This window comes from Mycobacterium sp. IS-1556, from assembly GCF_001499985.1.
In the GTDB taxonomy this organism is placed as follows: domain Bacteria; phylum Actinomycetota; class Actinomycetes; order Mycobacteriales; family Mycobacteriaceae; genus Mycobacterium.
Genome location: NZ_LQIM01000023.1, coordinates 1 through 24,385 on the forward strand (window position 1 = coordinate 1; position 24,385 = coordinate 24,385).

Annotated in this window: 1 protein-coding gene; it reads left to right on the forward strand. The window is 67.2% G+C overall.

Annotated elements, in window-relative coordinates:
* The first annotated feature begins 23 nt into the window (after positions 1 to 23).
* Positions 24 to 24,377 carry a non-ribosomal peptide synthase/polyketide synthase gene (locus AU187_RS13810; RefSeq protein ID WP_502687764.1) on the forward strand — a complete coding sequence of 8,118 codons (24,354 nt, stop codon included), beginning with the start codon at positions 24 to 26 and terminating at the stop codon, positions 24,375 to 24,377.
* Positions 24,378 to 24,385 lie beyond the last annotated feature (8 nt).

The following is a 24,385-nucleotide window of genomic DNA, read 5'->3' on the forward strand; positions in this document are numbered from 1 at the left end:
CGGCGGGGTGGGCCGAGTTGGCGGTGCAGTATGTCGATTACACGTTGTGGCAGCGCGAGCAGTTGGGGGAGTTGGCCGATCCTGATAGTGCGGTTGCTGGGCAGCTGAGGTTTTGGGAGCAGGCGCTGGCGGGGATGCCCGAGCGGTTGGCGTTGCCCACTGATCGGCCGTATCCGTTGGTGGCTGATCACCGCGGCGCCAGTGTGGTGGTGGATTGGCCGGCGGAGTTGCAGCAGCGGGTTGCGGGGTTGGCGCGTGAGCACGGTGCGACCAGTTTCATGGTGGTGCAGGCGGCGTTGGCGGTGTTGTTGTCTCGGGTCAGCGCCAGCAGTGATGTGGCGTTCGGGTTTCCGGTGGCGGGGCGTTGTGATCCGGCGCTCGATGAGTTGGTGGGCTTTTTCGTCAACACGTTGGTGTTGCGGGTGGATTTGGGCGCGGATTTGACGGTGGCCGAGTTGTTGGCCCAGGTTCAGCAGCGCAGTTTGGCCGCTTATGAGCATCAGGATGTGCCGTTCGAGGTGTTGGTGGAGCGGCTCAATCCGGCGCGCAGTCTGGCCCATCATCCGTTGGTGCAGGTGTTGTTGGCCTGGCAGAACTTCGCCGGGCACGACGATGGCGCGGGCGTGGAGTTGGTGTTGGGGGATGTGCAGGTCACCCCGGTTCCGGTGCAAACCCAGACCGCGCGAATGGATTTGACGTTCACCCTGGCCGAACGCTGGACCGCTGCCGGTGAGCCGGCCGGGATCGGCGGGTCGGTGGAGTTTCGCACCGATGTGTTCGATGCGGCGAGCATCGAAACGCTGGTGGGGCGGTTGCGCCGGGTGCTGGAGGCCATCAGCGTTGACTCGCGGCGGCGGCTTTCGTCGATCGATGTGGTCGATGAGGTCGAGTGCGCGCGCCTGGATGGGTGGGCCAACCGGGCGGTGTTGACCGAGCCGGTGCCCAGCGCTGTGTCGGGGTCGGTTCCGCAGTTGTTCGCCGCGCAGGTGGCGCGCGCCCCGCAGGCGGTGGCGCTGCGTTTCGGCGACCGCTTGATGAGCTATGGCGAGCTCGATGAGGCGTCGAACCGGTTGGCGCACTTGCTGGTTGCTCGCGGTGTCGGCCCCGGTGAGCGGGTGGCGTTGCTGTCGTCGCGGTCCGTCGAGGCGATCGTGGCGATTTTGGCGGTGCTCAAGACCGGGGCGGCCTATGTGCCGATCGATCCGGCGGTGCCCGATGCGCGGATCGAGTTCGTGCTGGCCGATGCCGCGCCGATCGCGGCGATCACCACCGCCGATCTGCGCTCACGCCTGGATGGCTGCGATCTGGTGGTCGTCGATGTCGCTGATATCGACGACCCCGCGGTAGTCGCCCAACCCGACCCGGTATTGCCGGCCCCGGCCGCCGAGGACATCGCGTATCTGATCTACACCTCGGGCACCACCGGGGTGCCCAAAGGGGTTGCCGTCAGCCACCACAACGTGACCCGGTTGTTGGCCTCGGTGCATCCGCACCTGCCCGCGGCCGGGGTGTGGTCGCAGTGGCATTCCTACGCCTTCGACGTCTCGGTCTGGGAAATCTTCGGCGCCCTGCTGCGCGGCGGACAACTGGTGATCGTGCCCGACTCCATCGTCGGATCACCCACAGAATTCCACGCCCTACTGATCAACCAACACATCACCGTCCTCAGCCAAACCCCCTCAGCGTTCTACGCGCTGCAAGCCGCCGATGCGCTGGCCCCTGAGCTGGGACAGCGGCTCGAGCTCGAGGCGGTGGTGTTCGCCGGGGAAGCGCTGGAACCCCAGCGGCTCAGGACCTGGCTGAACCACCACCCCGGATCACCGCGCCTGATCAACATGTACGGCACCACCGAGACGACGGTGCATGCCTCGTTCCGGGAGATCGTCGACAGCGACATCGAGGGCAATGCCAGCCCGATCGGGGTGCCGTTGGCGCATCTGGGCTTTTTCGTATTGGACAGATGGCTGCGTCCAGTTCCGGCCGGCGTCGTCGGTGAGTTGTATGTGGCCGGTGCCGGACAGGCATACGGGTACGTGGGCCGGTCGGGCCTGACCGGGTCGCGGTTTGTGGCGTGCCCGTTCGGTGGTCCTGGCGAGCGGATGTATCGCACAGGCGATCTGGCGTCCTGGGGCGCCGACGGGCAGCTGCGGTACGTCGGGCGCGCCGACAAGCAAGTCAAGATCCGTGGATACCGCGTCGAGCCCGGGGAGATCCAGGCCGCCCTGGCCGCGCTGGATGGGGTTGATCAAGCGGTCGTCGTCGCCCGCGAGGACCGTCCCGGTGACAAACGCCTGGTTGCTTACGTCACCGGCACCGCCGACCCGGCCGGGCTGCGTCCCGCGCTGGCTGAGGAGCTCCCGCCGTATATGGTGCCGGCCGCGGTGGTGGCGATCGACGCGCTACCGCTGACCGTCAACGGCAAACTCGACACTCGCGCCCTGCCAGCACCGGACTATCACGAGAGTGATCACCACCGCGCCCCGGCAAGCGCGGTCGAGGAAGTCCTGGCCGGTATCTACGCGCACGTGCTCGGCGTCGACCGCGTCGGCGTCGACGACTCCTTCTTCGACCTGGGCGGCGATTCGCTGTCTGCAATGCGTCTGGTCGCCGCGATCAACAAGTCACTGGATTCAAACCTTGCCGTGCGCACCGTCTTCGATGCGCCCACGGTTGCCCAGTTGGCTCCCCGTATCGGTGGCGAGGCGTGTGCACTCGACCCGGTGGTGGCTGTCGAACGGCCTTCGGTGGTCCCACTGTCGTTCGCCCAGACCCGATTGTGGTTCATCGACCAATTGCAGGGCGCCTCACCGGTTTACAACATGGCCGCGGCATTGCGGCTTGGGGGACACCTGGATGTCGACGCGCTGGGCGCGGCATTCGCCGACGTGGTGGACCGTCATGAGAGCCTGCGCACGCTGTTCGCCGAGGTCGACGGACTGCCCCGGCAGGTGGTCGTCCCGACGGAGCGGGCCGATGTCGGATGTCGGGTGATCGATGCCTCGGGTTGGTCGGCGGGTCGTCTCGGCGATGCCGTCAGCGCGGCTGCCCGCGCCACCTTCGACTTGGCGACTGAGATCCCTTTGCGGGCAACGCTTTTCCGATTGGCCGATGATGAGCATGTGTTGGTGGCGGTGGTGCACCATATCGCCGCGGACGGCTGGTCGATCGCCCCGTTGGTGCGTGACCTCGGGGTGGCGTATGCCAGCCGATGTGCCGGGTCGGCGCCGGGTTGGGCGCCGTTGCCGGTGCAGTATGTCGATTACACGTTGTGGCAGCGGGCGCAGTTGGGTGATCTCGAGGACGGCGATAGCCGCATTGCCGCGCAGCTGAATTATTGGGAGCAGGCGCTGGCCGGGCTGCCCGAGCGGTTGGCGCTGCCCACCGATCGACCCTATCCCTTGGTGGCTGATCAGCGCGGCGCCACGGTCGCGGTCGACTGGCCCGCCGAGCTGCAGCAGCGGGTGCAGGCAGTGGCTCGCGAACACAGCGCGACCAGTTTCATGCTGCTGCAGGCCGCGTTGGCAGTGCTGTTGGCCAAGCTCAGCGCGAGTTCCGAGGTGCCCATTGGCTTTCCGATCGCCGGGCGGCGTGACCCGGCGCTCGACGAGCTGGTCGGCTTCTTCGTCAACACGTTGGTGTTGCGCGTCGATGTGGCCGGCGATCCGACCGCCGCCGAACTGCTGGACCAGGTTCGAACACGCAGCCTGGCCGCCTACGAACACCAGGACGTGCCTTTCGAGGTGCTCGTGGAGCGGCTCAACCCGACCCGAAGCCTGACCCATCATCCGCTGGTGCAGGTGATGTTGGCATGGCAGAACACCGATCCCGCGAACCTGGCCTTGGGTGATCTGCAGGTCACCCAAGTGCCGGTGGACACCCACACCGCGCGTATGGATCTGTCGCTTTCGTTGGCCGAACGGTTCACCGAGACCGGTGAGCCTGCCGGAATCGGCGGGAGCGTGGAGTTTCGCACCGATGTGTTCGACGCCGCGAGCGTCGAAGGGTTGATCGAGCGACTCCAGCGGGTGGTCGAGGCGATGACCGCCGATCCGGCGGCGAGGTTGTCGTCGATCGATGTGCTGGATGAGCTCGAACACGCCCGCCTGGACGGGTGGAGCAACCGGGCGGCGTTGACCCGGCCCCTCCCGGGCGCGGTGTCGGTTCCGGCGTTGTTCGCCCAGCATGTGAGGCGCACGCCCGAGGCGGTAGCGATCACCTGCGGGGAACGCTCGTGGACCTACCGCGAACTCGATGACGCCGCGAATCGGTTGGCACACTTGCTGATCGGCCACGGCGTCGGCCCGGGTGAGTGCGTGGCACTGCTGTTGGAGCGATCGGCCGAGGCGATCGTCGCGATGTTGGCGGTGCTCAAGACCGGGGCGGCGTATATGCCGATCGACGCGGCGGTGCCGGACGCGCGGATGAAATTCATGGTCTCCGATGCCGCGCCGATCGCCGCGATCACCACCGCGGCGTTGGCCGCGCGCTTGGACGGCTGCGGTGTGTCGGTGATCGATGTCGGTGATATCGAGGGCCCCGCTGATATCCGACCCAGCGCCGCCTTGCCGGACCCGTCGCCCGATGACATCGCCTACCTCATTTACACCTCAGGGACCACCGGTGTGCCCAAGGGTGTGGCGATCACCCACCGCAACGTGACCCAGTTGCTGGAGTCGCTCGATGCCGGCCTGCCGTCTGCGGGGGTGTGGCCGTTGTGTCATTCGTTGGCCTTCGACGTGTCGGTATGGGAGGTCTTCGGGGCGCTGTTGCGGGGTGGGCGAGTGGTGGTGGTGCCCGAGGAGGTAGCGGGCTCACCCGAGGACTTCCACGCCTTGCTGGTGACTGAGAACGTCGATGTGTTGACTCAGACTCCTTCTGCGGTAAGGCTTTTGCCACGCGAGGGGCTGGAGTCGGCGGCGGTCGTGGTGGTCGGTGAGGCCTGCTCGGCCGAGGTGGTCGAGCGCTGGGCGCCGGGTCGGGTGATGATCAACGCCTACGGCCCGACCGAGACCACGATGTGTGTCGCGATCAGTGCGCCACTGAGCCCGGGGTCGGGGGTGCCGATCGGTGCGCCGGTGCCCGGCGCGGCGTTGTTTGTGCTCGACGAGTGGTTGCGTCCGGTGCCCGCCGGGGTGGTCGGTGAGTTGTATGTGGCCGGCGCCGGAGTGGGCGCGGGGTATGTGGGCCGGGCCGGGTTGACCGGGACGAGGTTTGTGGCCTGTCCGTTCGGCGCGCCCGGGGCGCGGATGTACCGCACCGGCGATCTGGTGTGTTGGCGCCCTGACGGGCAGCTGGACTATCTGGGTCGCGCCGATGAGCAGGTCAAGATCCGCGGCTATCGCATCGAGCTCGGTGAGATCCAGGCCGCGCTGGCCGCCCTCGACGGGGTGGGCCAAGCGGCGGTGATCGCGCGCGAGGACCGCCCTGGCGACAAGCGGCTGGTCGGCTATGTCACCGGATCCGCCGATCCGGCCCGGCTGCGTGCCACGCTGGCCGAGCGGTTGCCCGGATACATGGTGCCGACGGCGATCGTGGTCCTCGAGGCGCTGCCGCTGACATCCAACGGCAAGCTCGACACCCGCGCCCTGCCCGCCCCCGACTATCGCGACGGCGATCGGTACCGCGCCCCGGCCGACGCGGTCGAGGAGATCCTGGCCGGCATCTACGCCCAGGTGCTGGGGCTGGACCGAGTCGGGGTCGATGACTCGTTCTTCGACCTGGGTGGGGACAGCATCCTGTCGATGCAGGTGGTGTCCCGGGCCCGGGCGGCCGGGCTGGCGTGTCGCCCGCGCGATGTCTTCGTCGAGCAGACCGTGGCCCGGCTGGCCCGGGTCGCCGGGGTGACCGGCGGTGCGAACGACCCCATCGACGAGGGCGTCGGGCCCGTCGTCGCGACTCCGATCATCCGTTGGCTGGCCGGCGTGCAGGGTCCCGTCGACGAGTTCAACCAGACCATGGTCGTCCAAGCCCCCGCGGGAGTGACCGAGGCAGACGTGGTGGCGATGTTGCAGGTCTTGCTGGATCGGCACGCCATGCTGCGGCTGCGTGTCGACTCCGCGGACGCCGGGCCGTGGTCACTACACGTGCCCGAGCCGGGGTCGGTCGACGCGCATGGATGCCTGCGCTCGGTGGACGCGCTGTCCGACGAGGCGCTGCTGGAGGCTCGGAAGCGGCTGAACCCGGCCGCCGGGCTGATGCTCAGCGCGCTATGGGTTTCCGCCACAGGTCAGCTCGTCGTGATCATTCACCACCTGGCCGTCGACGGGGTGTCGTGGCGAATCCTGTTGGATGACCTCAACATCGCCTGGGCCCAGCATCGAGCAGGGCAGCAGGCAGTGCTGCCGCCGGCGGGGACGTCGTTCCAACGGTGGGCGGAGGTGCTGGCTGAGCACGCCCGCCACCCGGACGTGGTCGAACAGGCGAACGTATGGCGGCAGGTGGCGGCGACCCCCGCCGTACTGCCGGCGGTGCAGCCCGCAGTGGACACCTTCGCCACGGCCAAGCGCCTCTCGGTCTCGGTGGACGCCGAGACGACGCGCATGCTGCTCGATGAGGTCCCCGCGGCGTTTCACGCTGGGACACAAGACATTCTGTTGATCGCACTCGGGTTGGCGGTGGCTGAGTCGTTCGGCACTGGCAGCGCGCCGATCGGCATCGATGTGGAGAGCCACGGCCGCTCCGAGGATCTGGGAGAAATCGCCTCCGACGTTGACCTGTCGCGCACGGTGGGGTGGTTCACCGCCAAGTACCCGGTGTCCTTGAAACTCGGGGGGCCCACCGGCGGGCTGTCGTGGGCACAGGTGGTGGTCGGCGACGCGGCGCTGAGCGCGGTCATCAAGGACGCCAAGGAACAGCTTCGCGCACTGCCCGACGCCCTGACCTATGGTCTGCTGCGCTACCTGAACCCCGAGGCGGATCTGGCGGTGGCGGACCCGCCGATCGGCTTCAACTATCTGGGCCGCATGGGTGCAGCGGCGCCCGGCGGGTCTGCTGATGTGTGGCGGATCTCCCCGGAGGGTCCGTCGTTGACCGCCGCCTGTGCCGCAGTGCCGATGCCACTGGCGCACACCGTGGAGCTCAACGCCGTCGCAGTCGACACGGACACCGGCCCGCACCTGCGCGCCGACTGGACGTGGGCCCACTCGGCGCTCGATCATGCGCAGATCAGCCGGCTGAGCCAATTGTGGGTCGAGGCCCTGATCGGCATGTGCGCGCACGTGCGCAGTGGCGGAGGCGGATTGACCCCGTCGGACATCGCGCCTGCCCGGTTGAGCCAGCAGCAGATCGACGAACTGCAGCACCGACTCGCAGTCGCCGATGTACTGCCGCTGAGCCCGGTGCAGCAGGGACTGCTGTTCCACGCGACCACCGCGCTGGTCAGCGACGATCTGTACACGGGGCAGCTGGATATCACGCTGACCGGTCCGCTCGACCCCGACCGGCTGCGCGACGCGGTGCACACGGTGATCACCCGGCATCCGAATCTTGTGGCCCGCTTCTGCCAAGAGTTCGACGAACCGGTACAGATCATCCCGGCTGCCCCCGAAGTCGAGTGGCGCTATGTGGATCTCGACGGCGCAGTGGATCTCGACGGCGCAGCCCCCGAGGAGGAAATCGAGCGGCTCTGTGCCGCCGAACGCGCCGCAGTCTGCGACCTGGTCCATGCGCCGCCATTTCGGGTGGCGTTGATCCGCACCGAAGCAGATCAGCACCGGTTGATACTGACCAATCACCACATCGTGCTCGACGGCTGGTCGCTGCCGATCCTGCTGCAGGAAATCTTCGCCGGCTATCACGGGATGCGGCTACCGACGCCCGCGCCGTATCGCAGGTTCATCACCTGGCTGGCCGAGCGAGACCTCGATGCCGCCCACACGGCCTGGCGGAACATGCTCGCCGGCTTCGACACCCCGGTCCTGGTCAGTCCTCAGGATCAATTAGCGGTGGGGCGGCGAGGCACCGAATCGTTTTCGGTGTCGGCCCAGACCACACGAGCGCTCGGCGAGCTGGCGCGCTCGCACCACACCACGGTCAACATCGTGTTGCAGGCCGCGTTCGCGCGGCTGTTGTGTGGGCTGACAGGTCAGCATGACGTCGCCTTCGGCACCGTGGTCTCGGGAAGGCCGGCCGACGTGGCCGACGCGGAATCGATGGTGGGCCTGCTGATCAACACGGTGCCGGTGCGGGCGACCTTCACGGCGGCCACCACCACCGCAGACCTGCTGGGTCAACTGCAGCGCGCCCACAATGACACGCTCGAGCACCAGCACCTGGCGCTCAACGACATTCACCGCATCACCGGTCAGGACAAGCTGTTCGACACGCTTTTCGTGTACGAGAACTACCCGATCGACGCCGCCACCGCGTTGGGCGACCACCAATTGGCGGTCACCGATGTCTCCTTCCACGAATCGACCCACTACCCGCTGGCGGTACAAGCCGTGCCGGGACCGGAGCTCGGCTTCCGCATCGAATACGACGCCGGTGTCTTCGACGCGGCCGGCATCGCAGCCCTCGGGGAGCGGTTGGAGACGGTGTTGGTGGCGATGACCGCCGACCCGGCGCGACGGCTCTCGCAGGTAGATGTGCTCGAAGAGGCCGAGCTCGCTCGCCTCGATGAGTGGGGCAATCGAGCGGTATTGACGCAGCCGGTGACCGGTACGTCGGTTCCGGCGTTGTTCGCCGCACAGGCGGCCCGCACCCCGGATGCGGTTGCGCTGGTGTGCGGGGAGCATTCGTGGACCTACCGCGAGGTCGATGAGGCGGCGAATCGGTTGGCGCACTTGCTGGTCCACCGCGGGGCCGGCCCGGGCGAGCGGGTCGCGGTGCTGTTCAACCGTTCCGCGGAGGCGATCGTCGCGATCCTGGCGGTGATGAAGGCGGGGGCGGCGTACCTGCCCATCGACCCGGCGGTGCCTGCGGCGCGGATCGAGTTCATGCTCACCGACGCCGCGCCGATCGCCGCGGTCACCTCTGCCGATCTGGCGACGCGGTTCGACGGGTTCGACGTGACCGTGATTGACGTCGACGATCCCGCCATCGCCGCCCAACCGGGCACGGCGTTGCCGGGCCCGGCACCCGATGACCTCGCCCACATCATCTACACCTCGGGCACCACGGGAACGCCGAAGGGCGTGGCGGTCACTCAACGCAATGTGACTCAGCTGTTCGACTCGCTGCAGATCGGTGTGAAACTCTCAGCCGAGCAGGTGTGGACCCAATTCCATTCGTATGCCTTCGATTTCTCGGTGTGGGAGATCTGGGGCGCGCTGCTCCATGGCGGGCGGCTGGTGGTGGTGCCCGAGTCGGTGGCACGTTCACCGCAACGGTTCCACCGGCTGCTGGTGCGCGAACAAGTCACGGTGTTGACGCAGACCCCGTCGGCGGCCGGAGTGCTGCCGGTGGAGGGCTTGGATGCGGCGGCGTTGGTGATCGGCGCGGAGCCCTGTCCGCCCGAGTTGGTGGATCGGTGGGCCCCCGGCCGGGTCATGGTCAACGTTTACGGGCCGACCGAGACCACGATGTGGTTGTGTGCCAGCGCTCCACTGGGCGCGGGATCGGGATCCCCGCCGATCGGCTCACCGACGGCGTGGGCGTCGTTCTTTGTGCTCGACGGGTGGTTGCGCCCGGTTCCTGCGGGTGTGGTCGGCGAGCTGTATCTGGCCGGTCGCGGGGTGGGCGTTGGTTACTGGCGCCGGTCGGGGTTGACGGCGTCGCGGTTTATGGCGTGTCCGTTTGGGGTGGCGGGGGCGCGGATGTATCGCACTGGGGATTTGGTGCGGTGGCGTGGTGATGGGCAGTTGGATTATTTGGGTCGCGCGGATGAGCAGGTCAAGATCCGTGGGTATCGCATTGAGTTGGGTGAGATCCGTTCGGCGTTGGCGGCGCTCGATGGTGTTGAGTCCGCGGTGGTGATCGCGCGTGAGGATCAGCCCGGTGTGAAGCGGTTGGTCGGTTATGTGACCGGTGCGGTGGATGCGGGTAAGGCGCGTGCGGCGTTGGCTGATCGGCTGCCTGGTTATATGGTGCCCGCGGCGGTGGTGGCCTTGGATGCGTTGCCGGTCACGGTCAACGGCAAACTCGACACGCGTGCGCTGCCGGCCCCGGATTACCGTGTGGTGGACCGCTACCGCGCTCCGGCCGATGCGGTCGAAGAAATCCTGGCCGGTATCTACGCCCAGGTCCTTGGCCTGGACCGCGTCGGGGTCGACGACTCCTTCTTCGACCTGGGTGGGGATTCGATTTCGGCGATGCGGTTGGTCGCGGCGGTCAATGCCGGTTTGGGTGTTGATCTTGCGGTGCGGGCGGTGTTCGAGGCGCCTACGGTTGCGCAGTTGGCGCCGCGGGTGGGTGAGGGCGGCGGTGGGTTGGAGCCGTTGGTGGTCGCGCAGCGGCCGGCGGTGGTGCCGTTGTCGTTTGCTCAGAACCGGTTGTGGTTCATCGATCAGTTGCAGGGTCCGTCACCGGTTTACAACATGCCGAGCGCGCTTCGGATCAGCGGTGCGTTGGATGTGGAGGCGTTGGGTGCGGCGTTGGGCGATGTGGTCGGTCGTCATGAGAGCCTGCGCACGTTGTTCACCGCGGTTGAGGGGGTTCCGCGGCAGGTGGTGGTTGCTGCTGAGAGTGCCTGTCTTGATTGGGATGTCGTTGATGCGGTGGGCTGGTCGGTGGGGCGGTTGGGTGAGGCTGTTGGTGCGGCGGCGGGGCACACGTTCGATCTGAGTACTGAGATTCCGATGCGGGCAAGGCTTTTCCGTGTTGGTGTCGATGAGCATGTGTTGGTGGTGGTGGTGCATCACATCGCCGCCGATGGTTGGTCGATCGCGCCGTTGGTGGCCGATCTGGGGGTGGCCTATGCCGCCCGGTGCGCGGGGCGCGCGCCGGGGTGGGCGCCGTTGCCGGTGCAGTATGTGGATTACACGTTGTGGCAGCGCGCGCAGTTGGGTGATCTGGAGGACGGTCAGAGTCGTATCGCCGCGCAGTTGGCGTATTGGCAGGATGTGTTGGCCGGGATGCCCGAGCGTGTGCAGCTTCCCACTGATCGGCCGTATCCGTTGGTGGCTGATCAGCGTGGGGCCGTGGTGGCGGTGGACTGGCCTGCGCAGGTGCAGCAGCGGGTGCGCGAGGTTGCTGGGCGCTACAACGCGACCAGTTTCATGGTGGTGCAGGCGGCGTTGGGGGTGCTGCTGTCGCAGTTGAGCGCCAGTTCTGATGTGGCGGTGGGGTTCCCGATCGCTGGGCGGCGTGATCCGGCGCTCGATGAGTTGGTCGGGTTTTTCGTCAACACGTTGGTGTTGCGACTGGATTTGGCCGGCGATCCCACGGTGGCCGAGGTGTTGGCTCAGGTGCGGGCGCGCAGCCTGGCCGCTTATGAGCATCAGGATGTGCCGTTCGAGGTGTTGGTGGAGCGGCTCAACCCGGCTCGTAGTTTGGCGCATCATCCGTTGGTGCAGGTGGCGTTGGCGTGGCAGAACTTCGCCGGTGATCCTGCGGCGGGGTTGGCGTTGGGTGATGTCGAGGTCAGCGCGGTGCCGGTGGATACCCACACCGCCCGCATGGATGTGAGTTTCTCGCTGGCTGAACGGTTCAGCGAGGCCGGGGATTTCGCCGGGATCGGTGGGGCGGTGGAGTTCCGCACCGATGTGTTTGATGCCGCCAGCATCGAGGTGTTGATCGAGCGGTTGCAGACGGTGGTGGTGGCGATGACCGCCGATCCGGGTCGGCGGCTGTCCTCGATCGACGTGCTGGGTGCCGGTGAGCGTGCCCGCCTCGATGAGATGGGTAATCGGGCGGTATTGAACGAATCTGTGCCCAGCGCTGCTTCGGTGTCGGTTCCGGAGTTGTTGGCCGCGCAGGTCGCGCGCACTCCGGATGCGGTGGCGGTCAGCGCAGCCGCGGTGGCGCTGACCTATCGCGAACTCGATGAGGCCGCCAACCGGTTGGCGCACGTGTTGGCCGGACACGGGGCAGGTCCAGGACAGTGCGTGGCGCTGTTGTTGGAGCGTTCGGCCGAGGCGATCGTGGCGATGTTGGCGGTGCTCAAGACCGGGGCGGCGTATCTGGCGATCGATCCGGCGGTGCCGGCGGCGCGGGTGGAGTTCATGCTCGCCGATGCCGCGCCGGTCGTCGCGGTCGCCACGACCGCTCTGGCCGACCGGCTCGAGGGCTATCGCCTGCCGGTCATCGATATCGACGATCCCGCGATCGCCGCCCAGCCGGGCACCGCGTTGCCGGGCCCGGCGCCAGACGATATCGCCTATCTCATCTACACCTCGGGCACCACCGGGGTGCCCAAGGGGGTGGCGGTCACTCACCGCAATCTGGGGCACTTGGCGCAGTCGACACCGCCGCACTTGCCGGCCAAACAGGTGTGGACCCAATGCCATTCGTATGCCTTCGATTTCTCGGTGTGGGAGATCTGGGCCGCGCTGTTGGGTGGGGGACGGCTGGTGGTGGTGCCCGAGTCGGTGACCACCTCGCCGCAGGATTTGCATGCCCTGCTGGTACGCGAACGGGTCAACGTGTTGACCCAGACTCCCTCGGCGGTGGCGGCGTTGTCCCCGCAGGGGTTGGAGTCGGTGGCGTTGCTGCTCGGCGGTGAAGCCTGCCCCGCTGATGTGGTGGACCGGTGGGCCCCCGGCCGGGTGATGATCAACGCCTACGGCCCCACCGAGATCACGGTGTACGCCTCGATGAGCGCGCCGCTGACTCCGGGATCAGGGCCAGCGCCGATCGGTGCGCCGGTATCGACCGCGGCGCTGTTCGTCCTCGACGAATGGTTGCGCCCGGTGCCCGCCGGGGTCATCGGTGAGCTCTACGTCGCCGGCGCCGGTGTGGCATGCGGATATCTGGGCCGGTCGGGGTTGACGGCGTCGCGGTTTATGGCGTGTCCGTTTGGGGTGGCGGGGGCGCGGATGTATCGCACTGGGGATTTGGTGCGGTGGCGTGGTGATGGGCAGTTGGATTATTTGGGTCGCGCGGATGAGCAGGTCAAGATCCGTGGGTATCGCATTGAGTTGGGTGAGATCCGTTCGGCGTTGGCGGCGCTCGATGGTGTTGAGTCCGCGGTGGTGATCGCGCGTGAGGATCAGCCCGGTGTGAAGCGGTTGGTCGGTTATGTGACCGGTGCGGTGGATGCGGGTAAGGCGCGTGCGGCGTTGGCTGATCGGCTGCCTGGTTATATGGTGCCCGCGGCGGTGGTGGCCTTGGATGCGTTGCCGGTCACGGTCAACGGCAAACTCGACACGCGTGCGCTGCCGGCCCCGGATTACCGTGTGGTGGACCGCTACCGCGCTCCGGCCGATGCGGTCGAAGAAATCCTGGCCGGTATCTACGCCCAGGTCCTTGGCCTGGACCGCGTCGGGGTCGACGACTCCTTCTTCGACCTGGGTGGCGACAGCATTCTGTCCATGCAGGTGGTGTCCCGGGCCCGGGCATCGGGTGTGCTGTGTCGGCCCCGCGACATTTTCGTCGAGCAGACCGTCGCCCGGCTGGCTCGAGTGGTCGGGGTGGCCGGCGATGACGTCGACTCGACTGACGAGGGCACCGGATCCGTCACGGCGACCCCGATCATTCGCTGGTTGCATGACGTCCAGAGCACAGGCGGCCCGGTCGACCAGTTCAACCAGACGGTGGTGGTCCAAGCCCCGGCGGGGGTCACCGAGGCCGACGTCGAAATCGTCTTGCAGGCACTGCTCGATCGGCATGCCATGTTGCGGCTGCGTGCCACCGACGATGGCGCCGGGGGATGGTCACTCCTGGTACCGGAGAAGGGGTCGGTGCATCCGCGCCTGGAGTCGGTGGACGTGTTGTCCGATGAGGCGTTGGCGGCGGCCCGGTCCCGGCTGGACCCGGCCACCGGAGCGATGGTCAGCCCGTTGTGGGTCCCCTCGACCGGCCAGTTGGTGTTGATCATTCATCACTTGGCCGTCGACGCGGTGTCCTGGCGGATCCTGCTCGAAGATCTCAACATCGCCTGGTCCCAACACCGCCATGGCCAACCCGTCGCGTTGCCCGCAACCGGAACCTCATTCGCCCGGTGGGCGTCGCTGCTCAGCGAACAAGCTCTCAGCCCGGCAGTGGTTGACGAGGCCGACAGCTGGCGACGAGTCCTGGCGACCCCGGCCGCGCTGCCCGCGGTACAACCCGAAGTGGACACCTACGAAACCGCTGGGCATCTGACGGCATCACTGGACGTCGAGACGACCCGGGCGCTGCTCGGTGACGTTCCGGCGGCGTTCCGCGCCGGCATCCAGGACATCCTGCTGATCGCCTTTGGAATGGCCTTGACGCAGTTCCTCGATACCGGCGCCACTCCGGTCGGGATCGATGTCGAAGGCCACGGCCGCATCGAGGACCTGGGCGACCTCTCCGCACCAATTGACCTGTCCCGCACCGTCGGCTGGTTCACCACCAAGTACCCGGTCGCCCTGAACGTCGGCGGACTGCGCTGGTCCCAGGTGGTGGCGGGCGAGCCGGCGCTGGGTTCCGTGATCAAGAGCGCAAAGGAAGAACTCCGCGCCCTCCCCGACGGCCTGACCTACGGACTGTTGCGCTACCTCAACCCGAACGTCGACCTGTCCGGGTCCGACCCCACCGCCGGGTTCAACTACCTCGGCAGGTTGGTCGAGACCGCCAACGCCGCGGACTTCGCCGACATGTGGCAGGTCAGCCAGGACGGCATGTCGCACACCGCTGCCGCGGGGGCGATACCGATGCCACTGGGGCACACCGTCGAACTCAACGCCAGCACCGTCGACAGCGACACCGGCCCGCGGCTGCACGCCGCATGGACGTGGGCTCCCTCAGCGCTCGACGACGCCCGGATAAGCCGACTCAACCAGCTGTGGTTCGACGCCCTGACCGGCATCTGCGCGCACGTCGCCGCCGGCGGTGGCGGCCTCACACCCTCCGACATCGCGCCCGCCCAACTCACCCAGCGAGAGCTCGATGAGCTGAGCCGGCAACACCGGATCGCGGACGTCCTGCCCTTGACACCCCTTCAGCAGGGCCTGCTGTTCCACGCCAACGCCACCATCGGTGACGACCACGACGACCTCTATGCGATGCAGCTCGACGTCACCGTCACCGGTCCATTGGATCCCGACCGGCTGCGCGAGGCCGTGCACGCTGTGGTCAACCGCCACCCCCACCTGGTGGCCCGGTTCAGCCAACGATTCGACGAACCGGTGCAGATCATCCCGGCCGACCCCAGCGTTCCCTGGCAATACCTCGAGATGGTCACGGACGATTCCGATGTCGCGGACCGGATTCAGCAGTTGTGCGCCGCCGAGCGCGCCGCGGTCTGCGACGTGGTCCACGAGCCGGCTTTCCGCGCGACGCTGATCCGCACCGCCGACAACGAGCACCGATTCGTGATGACCTATCACCACATCGTGCTCGATGGCTGGTCCCTGCCAATCCTGCTGCAGGAGATCTTCGCCAGCTACTTCGGGCAGCGTCTCCCGGCCGCCGGGTCCTACCGCAGCTTCGTCACGTGGCTGGCCGATCAAGACGTCGACGCCGCCCACGCCGCCTGGCGCGAAGTCCTGGCCGGTTTCGACACCCCCACGCTGGTCGCTCCGAAGACCCGGTCCGGACCGGGACGTCGAGGCACCGAATCGTTCCGGTTGACCGCCGAGACCACGCAGGCCGTCAACGAGCTGGCCCGCAGCTGTCACACCACCGCCAACACCGTGCTGCAAGCCGCCTGGGCGCAAGTACTCATGTGGCTGACCGGCCACCACGACGTCGCTTTCGGCGTCGCGGTCTCGGGACGCTCAGCTGAGGTGGCAGGCGCGGAATCGATGGTCGGCTTGCTGATCAACACCGTGCCGGTCCGGGCCACCATCACCCCGGCCACCACCGTCGCCGACCTGCTCGGTGACCTGCAACGCCGACACAGCGACACGCTCGACCACCAACACCTTGCGCTCAACGAGATCCACCGCGCCGCGGGCCACGATCAACTCTTCGACACCCTGTTCGTCTACCAGAACTATCCGGTGGAGACCGCGGCGATGGCCATGGCCAACGGGTTGGCCATCACCGAGTTCAACGATCGCGAGTTCAACCACTATCCGCTGACCCTGCAAGCCATGCCCGGCGCCGAACTGGTTCTCCGTGTCGAATTCGACACCGACGTGTTCGACGACAACCGCGTTCGCAAGATCATCGCGCGGTTCGAGCGAGCAGTCGTCAGCGCCACCCAGCGGCTCCTGCCGAAGGATCTGCTCGACGACGATGAGCGCGCAAATCTGGATGAGTGGGGCAACCGGGCGGCGCTGACGCGGCCCGCGGCGGCGCCGCTGGCGATCCCGGCATTGTTCGCCGAGCAGGTCGCTCGTTCTCCCGAGGCGGTGGCGGTCAGTTTCGACGGCCGTCGCATGACGTATCGGGAGCTGGACGAAGCGTCGAATCGCTTGGCGCACTTGCTTATTGGCCGCAGCGTCGGTGCCGGCGAGCGGGTGGCGTTGCTGTCGCACCGGTCTGTCGAGGCTGTTGTGGCGATTCTGGCCGTGCTCAAGACCGGGGCGGCATACGTGCCGATCGATCCAGCGGTGCCCGATGCGCGGATAGCGTTTGTGCTCGAGGATGCCGCGCCGGTCGCGGCGATCACCACCGCCGATCTGGCCGATCAGTTGGACGGGCACGGGTTGGTGGTCATCGACGTCGAAGATCCGGCGGTGGAGGGCCAACCCAGTACTGCGCTGCCGGGGCCGAGTCCTGACGATGTGGCTTATCTGATCTACACCTCGGGCACGACGGGAATGCCCAAGGGCGTGGCTATTCCGCATCGGAATGTCACGCGGCTACTCGACGCCATCGATGCGCACCTGCCCTTGTCGCCCGATCAGGTGTGGACGCAGTGCCACTCGCTGGCCTTCGACGTCTCGGTGTGCGAGCTGTGGGGGGCGCTGCTGCGCGGTGGGCGACTGGAGGTGGTGCCCGAGTCGGTGGTGCGGTCGCCCGAGGACTTTTACGCCCTGCTGGTCGGCCAGCGCGTCAGTGTGTTGAGTCAGACCCCGTCGGCGTTCTATGCGCTGCAATCCATCGATGCCCAACAGTGCGGATTGCGTGAAGGGTTGCAGCTCGAGGCGGTGTTGTTCGCTGGTGAGGCGCTGGAACCCACCCGTCTTCGCCCGTGGCTGGACAATCATGCGGGATCACCGCGGTTGATCAACATGTACGGCATCACCGAGACGACGGTGCACGCCTCGTTCCGCGAGATCGTCGATACCGACGTCGATAGCCCGGCCAGCCCGATCGGGGTGCCGCTGCCCTCTCTTGCCTTCTTTGTGCTCGACGACTGGCTGCGGCCCGTGGCGCCGGGTGTGGTGGGCGAGTTGTATGTGGCCGGCGCCGGGCTCGGGTACGGCTATGTGGGCCGGGCGGGCCTGAGCGCCACGCGGTTTGTGGCATGTCCGTTCGGTAGTGCGGGACAGCCAGGAACACAGATGTACCGCAGCGGGGACCTGGTGTGTTGGCGCGCCGATGGGCAACTGGATTATGTGGGCCGCGCCGACGAGCAGGTCAAGGTCCGCGGGTACCGCATCGAGCTCGGCGAGATCCAGGCCGTTCTGGCCGGTTTGGACGGGGTCGAGCAGTCGGTGGTCATCGCCCGCGAGGACCGCCCCGGCGACAAGCGGCTGGTCGGCTACATCACCGGCACCGCTGATCCCGCAGTGGCGCGTGCCGCGCTGATCGAGAAGCTGCCCGCTTACATGGTGCCGGCCGCGGTGGTGGCGATCGACGCGGTGCCGTTGACCGTCAACGGCAAGCTCGACAAACGGGCATTACCGGCACCGGAATACCAAGACGCCGAGCGGTATCGCGCCCCGGCGAACGCAACCGAAGAGATCCTGACCGGCATCTACGCCCAAGTCCTCGGACTGGATCGCGTCGGCGTCGACGACTCGTTCTTCGAGCTTGGCGGCGATTCCCTGTCCGCGATGCGCCTGGTCGCGGCGATCAACAAGTCATTGGATATCGGCCTTGCGGTCAGGACCGTGTTCGATGCTCCCGCGGTCGCCCAGTTGGCGCTGCGCATGGGAACAGATGAGGGCCGGCTGGAGCCGTTGGTGGCCGGCGAGCGGCCGGCGGTGATGCCGCTGTCGTTTGCTCAAAGCCGGTTGTGGTTCATCGACGAATTGCAGGGGCCCTCACCGGTTTACAACCTGGCGGTGGGACTGCGGCTTCAAGGGCGCATTGATGTCGACGCGCTGGGCGCGGCGTTCGCCGATGTACTCGATCGCCATGAAAGCCTGCGCACGGTGTTCCCGGCGGCCGACGGGATACCTCAGCAGCTGGTCGTGCCCACAGAGCAGGCCGAATTCGGTTGGGAGACGGTGGATGCGACCGGCTGGCAGCTACGCCGGTTGGAGGAGGCCGTCGAAGAAACGGCGCGGCACAGTTTCACTCTCGCCGAGGAGATTCCGCTTCGGGCACGCCTTTTCCGCCTCGCCGACGACGAACACGTGCTGGTGGCGGTGGTGCACCACATCGCTGCTGACGGCTGGTCGATCAGGCCGTTGGTGGCCGATTTGGGAGTGGCCTATGCCAGTCGGTGTGCGGGGCAAGCCCCAGGGTGGGCGCCGTTGGCGGTGCAGTACGCCGACTACACGCTGTGGCAGCGCGCGCAGCTTGGTGATCTCGAGGACAGCGACAGCCGTATCGCCAGGCAACTCGCATTCTGGGAGGGCGTGCTGAGCGGGATGCCCGAGCGCTTGATGCTGCCGACCGACCGGCCCTATCCGTTGGTGGCTGATCAGCGCGGTGCCACGGTGGCGGTGGATTGGCCTTCGGAATTGCACGAGCGGGTGCGGGCAGTGGCTCGCGAGCACGGCGCGACCAGTTTCATGGTGATGCAGGCCGCGTTGTCGGTGTTGCTTTCGAAGCTCAGCGCGAGTTCTGATGTGGCGGTGGGGTTCCCGATCGCCGGGCGGCGCGATCCCGCACTCGACGAGTTGGTCGGGTTCTTCGTCAACACGTTGGTGCTGCGGGTCGATCTGGCCGGAGATCCCAGTGTTGCCGACGTGCTGGCTCAGGTGCGCGCACGCAGTCTGGCCGCGTACGAGCATCAAGACGTGCCCTTCGAAGTGCTCGTCGAACGGCTCAATCCGGCGCGGTCTTTGACCCATCATCCGCTGGTGCAGGTCATCTTGGCGTGGCAGAACTTCGCCGGTGAGTCCGCGGCCGGCTTGACGTTGGGTGATCTGGAGGCCACCCCGTTGCCGCTCGACACCCACACCGCGCGCATGGATCTGTCGTTCTCGCTGGCCGAACGCTGGACCGAAACTGGTGAGGCTGATGGCATTTCGGGCACGGTGGAGTTCCGGACCGATGTGTTCGACACAGCCAGCATCGAAGCCCTGATCGAGCGGTTGCAACGGGTGCTCGAGGCAATGACCGCCGACTCCACCCGGCCGTTGTCGGTGATCGATGTCCTCGATGCCGGCGAACATGCCCGCGTCGATGCGATCGGCAATCGGGCGGCGCTGAACCAGCCGGTCGCCACGGACTCGATTGTGGCGTTGTTCGAGGCGCAGGTCGTCCACGCTCCCGACGCGCCGGCCGTCAGCTTCGACGGCCGCACCATCACATACCGCGACCTGGACGAGGCTGCAAACCGGTTGGCGCACATGTTGATTGACCGCGGTGTGGAGCCTGGGCAGCGGGTGGCGTTGCTGTTCGGACGCTCCGTCGAAGCGGTCGTCGCGATTTTTGCGGTGCTCAAGACCGGTGCGGCGTATGTGCCGATCGATCCGTCAGTGCCCGACGCGCGGTTGGAGTTCGTGCTCGGTGATGCGGCGCCGGTGGCCGCGCTCACCACGGCGGCGCTCGCCGAACGGCTGGCCGGACGCGGGCTGACGGTCATCGACGTCGATGACTCCGCGCTCGACAACCAACTCATCAGCGCCCCGCCGGGGCCGCGCCCAGACGACATCGCTTATCTCATCTACACCTCGGGCACGACCGGTGTGCCCAAGGGAGTGGCGATCCCTCACCACAACGTCACCCGGCTGCTGCAGGCTATCGACACCCGGCTGGAACTGCCGCCGAAACAGGTGTGGACACAGAGCCATTCGTTGGCTTTCGACTTCTCCGTCTGGGAGATCTTCGGCGCGCTTTTGCATGGTGGGCGGCTGGTGATCGTCTCGGATTCGGTGGCTCGGTCGCCGGAGGAGTTCCACGACTTGCTGATCGATGAGCAGGTCAACGTGTTGAGCCAGACGCCGTCGGCGTTCTACGCGCTGCAATCCATCGATGAGCTGACCCCCGACTCGGCGTCCGAGTTGGCACTTGACGTGGTGGTGTTCGGCGGCGAGGCGCTGGAGCCGCCGCGGCTCAAGGGCTGGCTGAAGCAGCATCCGGAAGCACCGCGACTGATCAACATGTACGGGATCACCGAGACGACGGTGCACGCCTCGTTCCGCGAGATCCTGCTCGACGACATCGACAACGCCGTCAGCCCGATCGGGATGCCGCTGGCGCACCTGGGCTTCTTCGTGCTCGACGCCTGGTTGCGACCGGTGCCGGTCGGTGTCGTGGGGGAGCTGTATGTGGCCGGCGCCGGGGTGGGCGCCGGCTATGTGGGCCGGTCCGGGCTGAGCGCGGCACGGTTCGTGGCGTGTCCCTTCGGTGGCCCCGGCACCCGCATGTATCGCACCGGGGATCTGGTGTGTTGGGGTGCCGACGGCGAGCTGAGGTACCTGGGTCGCGCCGACGAGCAGGTCAAGATCCGGGGGTACCGCATCGAGCTCGGCGAAATCCAAGCTGCCCTGGCCGGTTTGGCCGGAGTGGAGCAAGCGGTGGTGATCGCCCGCGAGGACCGGCCCGGCGACAAGCGGCTGGTGGGGTATGTCACCGGCATCGACGATTCGGCCGGGCTACGTGCCGAGCTGGCCGAGCGGCTGCCCGCGTACATGGTGCCGGCCGCGATCGTGACGCTGGACGCGCTTCCGCTGACGGTAAACGGCAAGCTCGACGTTCGCGCGTTGCCGGCGCCGGAGTACTCCGACGTCGATCACTACCGCGCCCCGGCCGACGCCGTCGAGGAGATCCTTGCCTGCATCTACGCCGAGGTTCTCGGGCTGGAGCGGGTCGGGGTCGACGACTCGTTCTTCGACCTCGGCGGCGACAGCATTTCCGCCATCCAGGTGATCATGCGGGCCAACGCCGCGGGCCTGGTCGGTCGCCCGCGCGACATCTTCGTCCAGCAGACCGTGGCGCGCCTGGCCCGAGTGGTCAGGCTGGCCGACGGTCCCGGCGCCGAGACCGACGAGGGCACCGGCCCGGTGATCGCGACCCCGATCATGCACTGGTTGAAAGGCGTGGAAAGTGCCGGCGGCCCGATCGACGAGTTCAACCAGACGGTTCTGCTGCAGGCTCCTGCGGGGATGACCGAGGCTGATGTGGTGGTGCTGCTGCAGGCCCTGCTGGATCGCCATGCCATGTTGCGGCTGCGTGCCGCGGACGACGGCGCTGGGAGGTGGTCTTTGACCGTGCCCGACCCGGGGTTGGTGGACGCCCGCGGGTGCCTGCAAACGGTGGACGTGTTGACGAATGAGACGCTGGTGGCGGCGCGGTCGCGGTTGAAACCGTCCAACGGGGCGATGCTCAGCGCCGTGTGGGCTTCCTCCACCGGCCAGTTGGCGTTGATCGTTCATCACCTGGCCGTTGACGGGGTGTCGTGGCGGATTGTGTTGGAGGACATCAACATTGCTTTGACCCAGCATCGCGGCGGACAGCCCGTGCTGTTGCCGCCGACGGGGACGTCGTTTGCCCGGTGGGCGGAGCTGCTGGATGAGTACGCGCGCCATCCGGACGTGGTCGGCCAGGCGGATGTGTGGCGGCAGGTGGCCGCGATCCCCGCCGCGTTGCCGGCGCCGCAACCCGCGGTGGACACGCTTGCCACGGCCGGATACCTGACGGAGCTGCTGGACGCCGAGACCACCCACCTGCTCCTCGGTGAGGTACCGGCTGCGTTCCACGCCGGGGTGCACGAGATCTTGTTGATCGCGTTCGGGTTGGCGTGGGCGCAGTTCCTGGGCACCGGCGGCGCTCCGATCACCATCGATGTGGAGGGCCACGGTCGCCAGGAGGACTTGGCGGAGCTGGGCGCCGATGTGGACCTGTCGCGCACGGTGGGGTGGTTCACCGCCAAGTACCCGGTGTCGTTAGCTGTGGGTGGGTTGAGCTGGACCCAGGTGGTGACCGGCGATGCGGCGCTGGGCGCAGTGCTCAAAGACGCCAAAGAGCAGCTGCGTTCGCTGCCGGACGGCCTGACCTACGGCCTACTGCGCTACCTGAATCCCGATGTGGAGTTGGCCGGGCGCGACCCGGCGATCGGCTTCAACTATTTCGGGAGGTTGGGCTCGCCGGCGGCCTATGCGTCCGGTGATGTGTGGCGGTTCAGCCAAGAGGGCTTGTCGTTGACCGGTGCCGTCGAGGCGATGCCCAGTGACATGCCCATTGCCCTGACGCACACCGTCGAGCTCAACGCGGTCACCCTCGACACCGACTCCGGCCCGCACCTGAGCGCCACCTGGTCGTGGGCGCCCTCGGCGATGGATCGCATGGCGGTCACCCGCATCAGCCGGTTGTGGTTCGACGCCCTGGCCGGCATCTGCGCGCATGTCAGGCGCGGCGGGGGCGGGTTGACCCCGTCGGATATCGCCCCGGCGCGGCTGAGCCAGCAGCAGATCGACGAGCTGCACGCCCAGTTCCCGATCGTCGACGTGCTGCCGCTGACCCCCTTGCAGCAGGGCCTGCTTTATCACGCCGACATCGCGAAAGGCTCCGGCGACGATGCGTACGCGGTGCAGCTGGACATCGCGTTGAGCGGCCCGGTAGACGCGCATCGGCTACGCGATGCCGTGCAGACCGTGGTCGACCGGCATCCACACCTGGCCGCCCGATTCTGTCCACAATTCGAGCAACCGGTACAGATCATTCCCGCTGACCCCGTCGCGCCCTGGCGGTATGTCGAATTAGACTCCGGCGGCGCCGGTTTCGACGTCGATGAGCAAATCGAGCGGCTCTGTGCCGCCGAACGCGCCGCGGTCTGTGATCTCGTCGACCAGGCCGCCTTCCGAGCAGCTCTCATCCGCATCTCGGACGACCGGTACCGATTTGTGCTGACGAACCACCACATCGTGCTCGACGGCTGGTCGATGCCGATCCTGCTGCAGGAGATCTTCGCCGGCTACCACGGGCACCGGCTGCCCGCGGCCTCGCCGTATCGCAGCTTCATGACCTGGCTCGCGGAACGGGATCACGCAGCCGCCCGAGCGGCGTGGCGCGAGGTGTTCACCGATTTCGACACCCCCATTCTCGTCGGCCCGCCGCAGGAGCTCGGGTTCGGGCGGCGAAGCGTCGAATTGTTCCGGGTGCCTGCGAAGACCACGCGGGCCCTCACCAAGCTGGCGCGCTCGCACCACACCACCGTCAACACCGTGCTGCAGGGTGCCTGGGCGCTACTTCTGTCCTCGCTGACCGGCGAGCGGGACGTGGCCTTCGGCACCGTGGTCTCGGGTCGGCCGGCTGAGGTCGACGGCGCGGAATCGATGGTGGGGTTGTTGATCAACACGGTGCCGGTGCGGGCGCACATCACGCCGGCAACGACCACCGCAGATCTGCTCGATCAGCTGCAAAGCACCCACAACGACACCCTCGACCACCAGCACCTGGCGCTCAGCGAGATCCATCGCATCACCGGTCAGGAAAGACTGTTCGACACCGTCTTCGTGTACGAGAACTACCCGACCGACACCGGCACGCCGCCGGGCGCGAACGGGTTGGCCATCACCGGGTTCACCAGCCGCGACTTCTACCACTATCCGCTGACGGTGCAAGCCGGACCGGGCCGCGAACTGGAACTTCGCGTCCAATACCGCACCGATGTTTTCGACGTGGCCAGCGTCCGAGCGCTGATCGAGCGGTACCAGCAGGTGTTGGTGGAGATGACCGCCCATCCGACGCGGCCGTTGTCATCGATCGATGTGCTCGATGGGACCGACCACGCCCGGTTGGATGAGATAGGCAAGCGGGCAGTGTCAAACCAGCCGGGGAGTGCGGCGCCCCCGGCGCCCGAAGGCGACGACACCGCTGGTGACTATCTCGCCCCGACGACCCTGGTGGAGCAGATCCTGGCGGGCATCTACGCCCAGGTGCTGGGGTTAGATCGCGTAGGTGTCGACGAGTCGTTCTTCGACCTGGGCGGGGATTCGATTTCGGCGATGCGGGCGATCACGGCGATCAACACCGCCCTTGATGCCGACCTCGGGGTGTCAATCCTGGTCGACGCGCCGTCCGTCAGAAGCTTGAGCGAGCACGTGTGCAGCGAATCGGCTCAGGGAAACAAGTTCACGCCATGAGTTGGTGA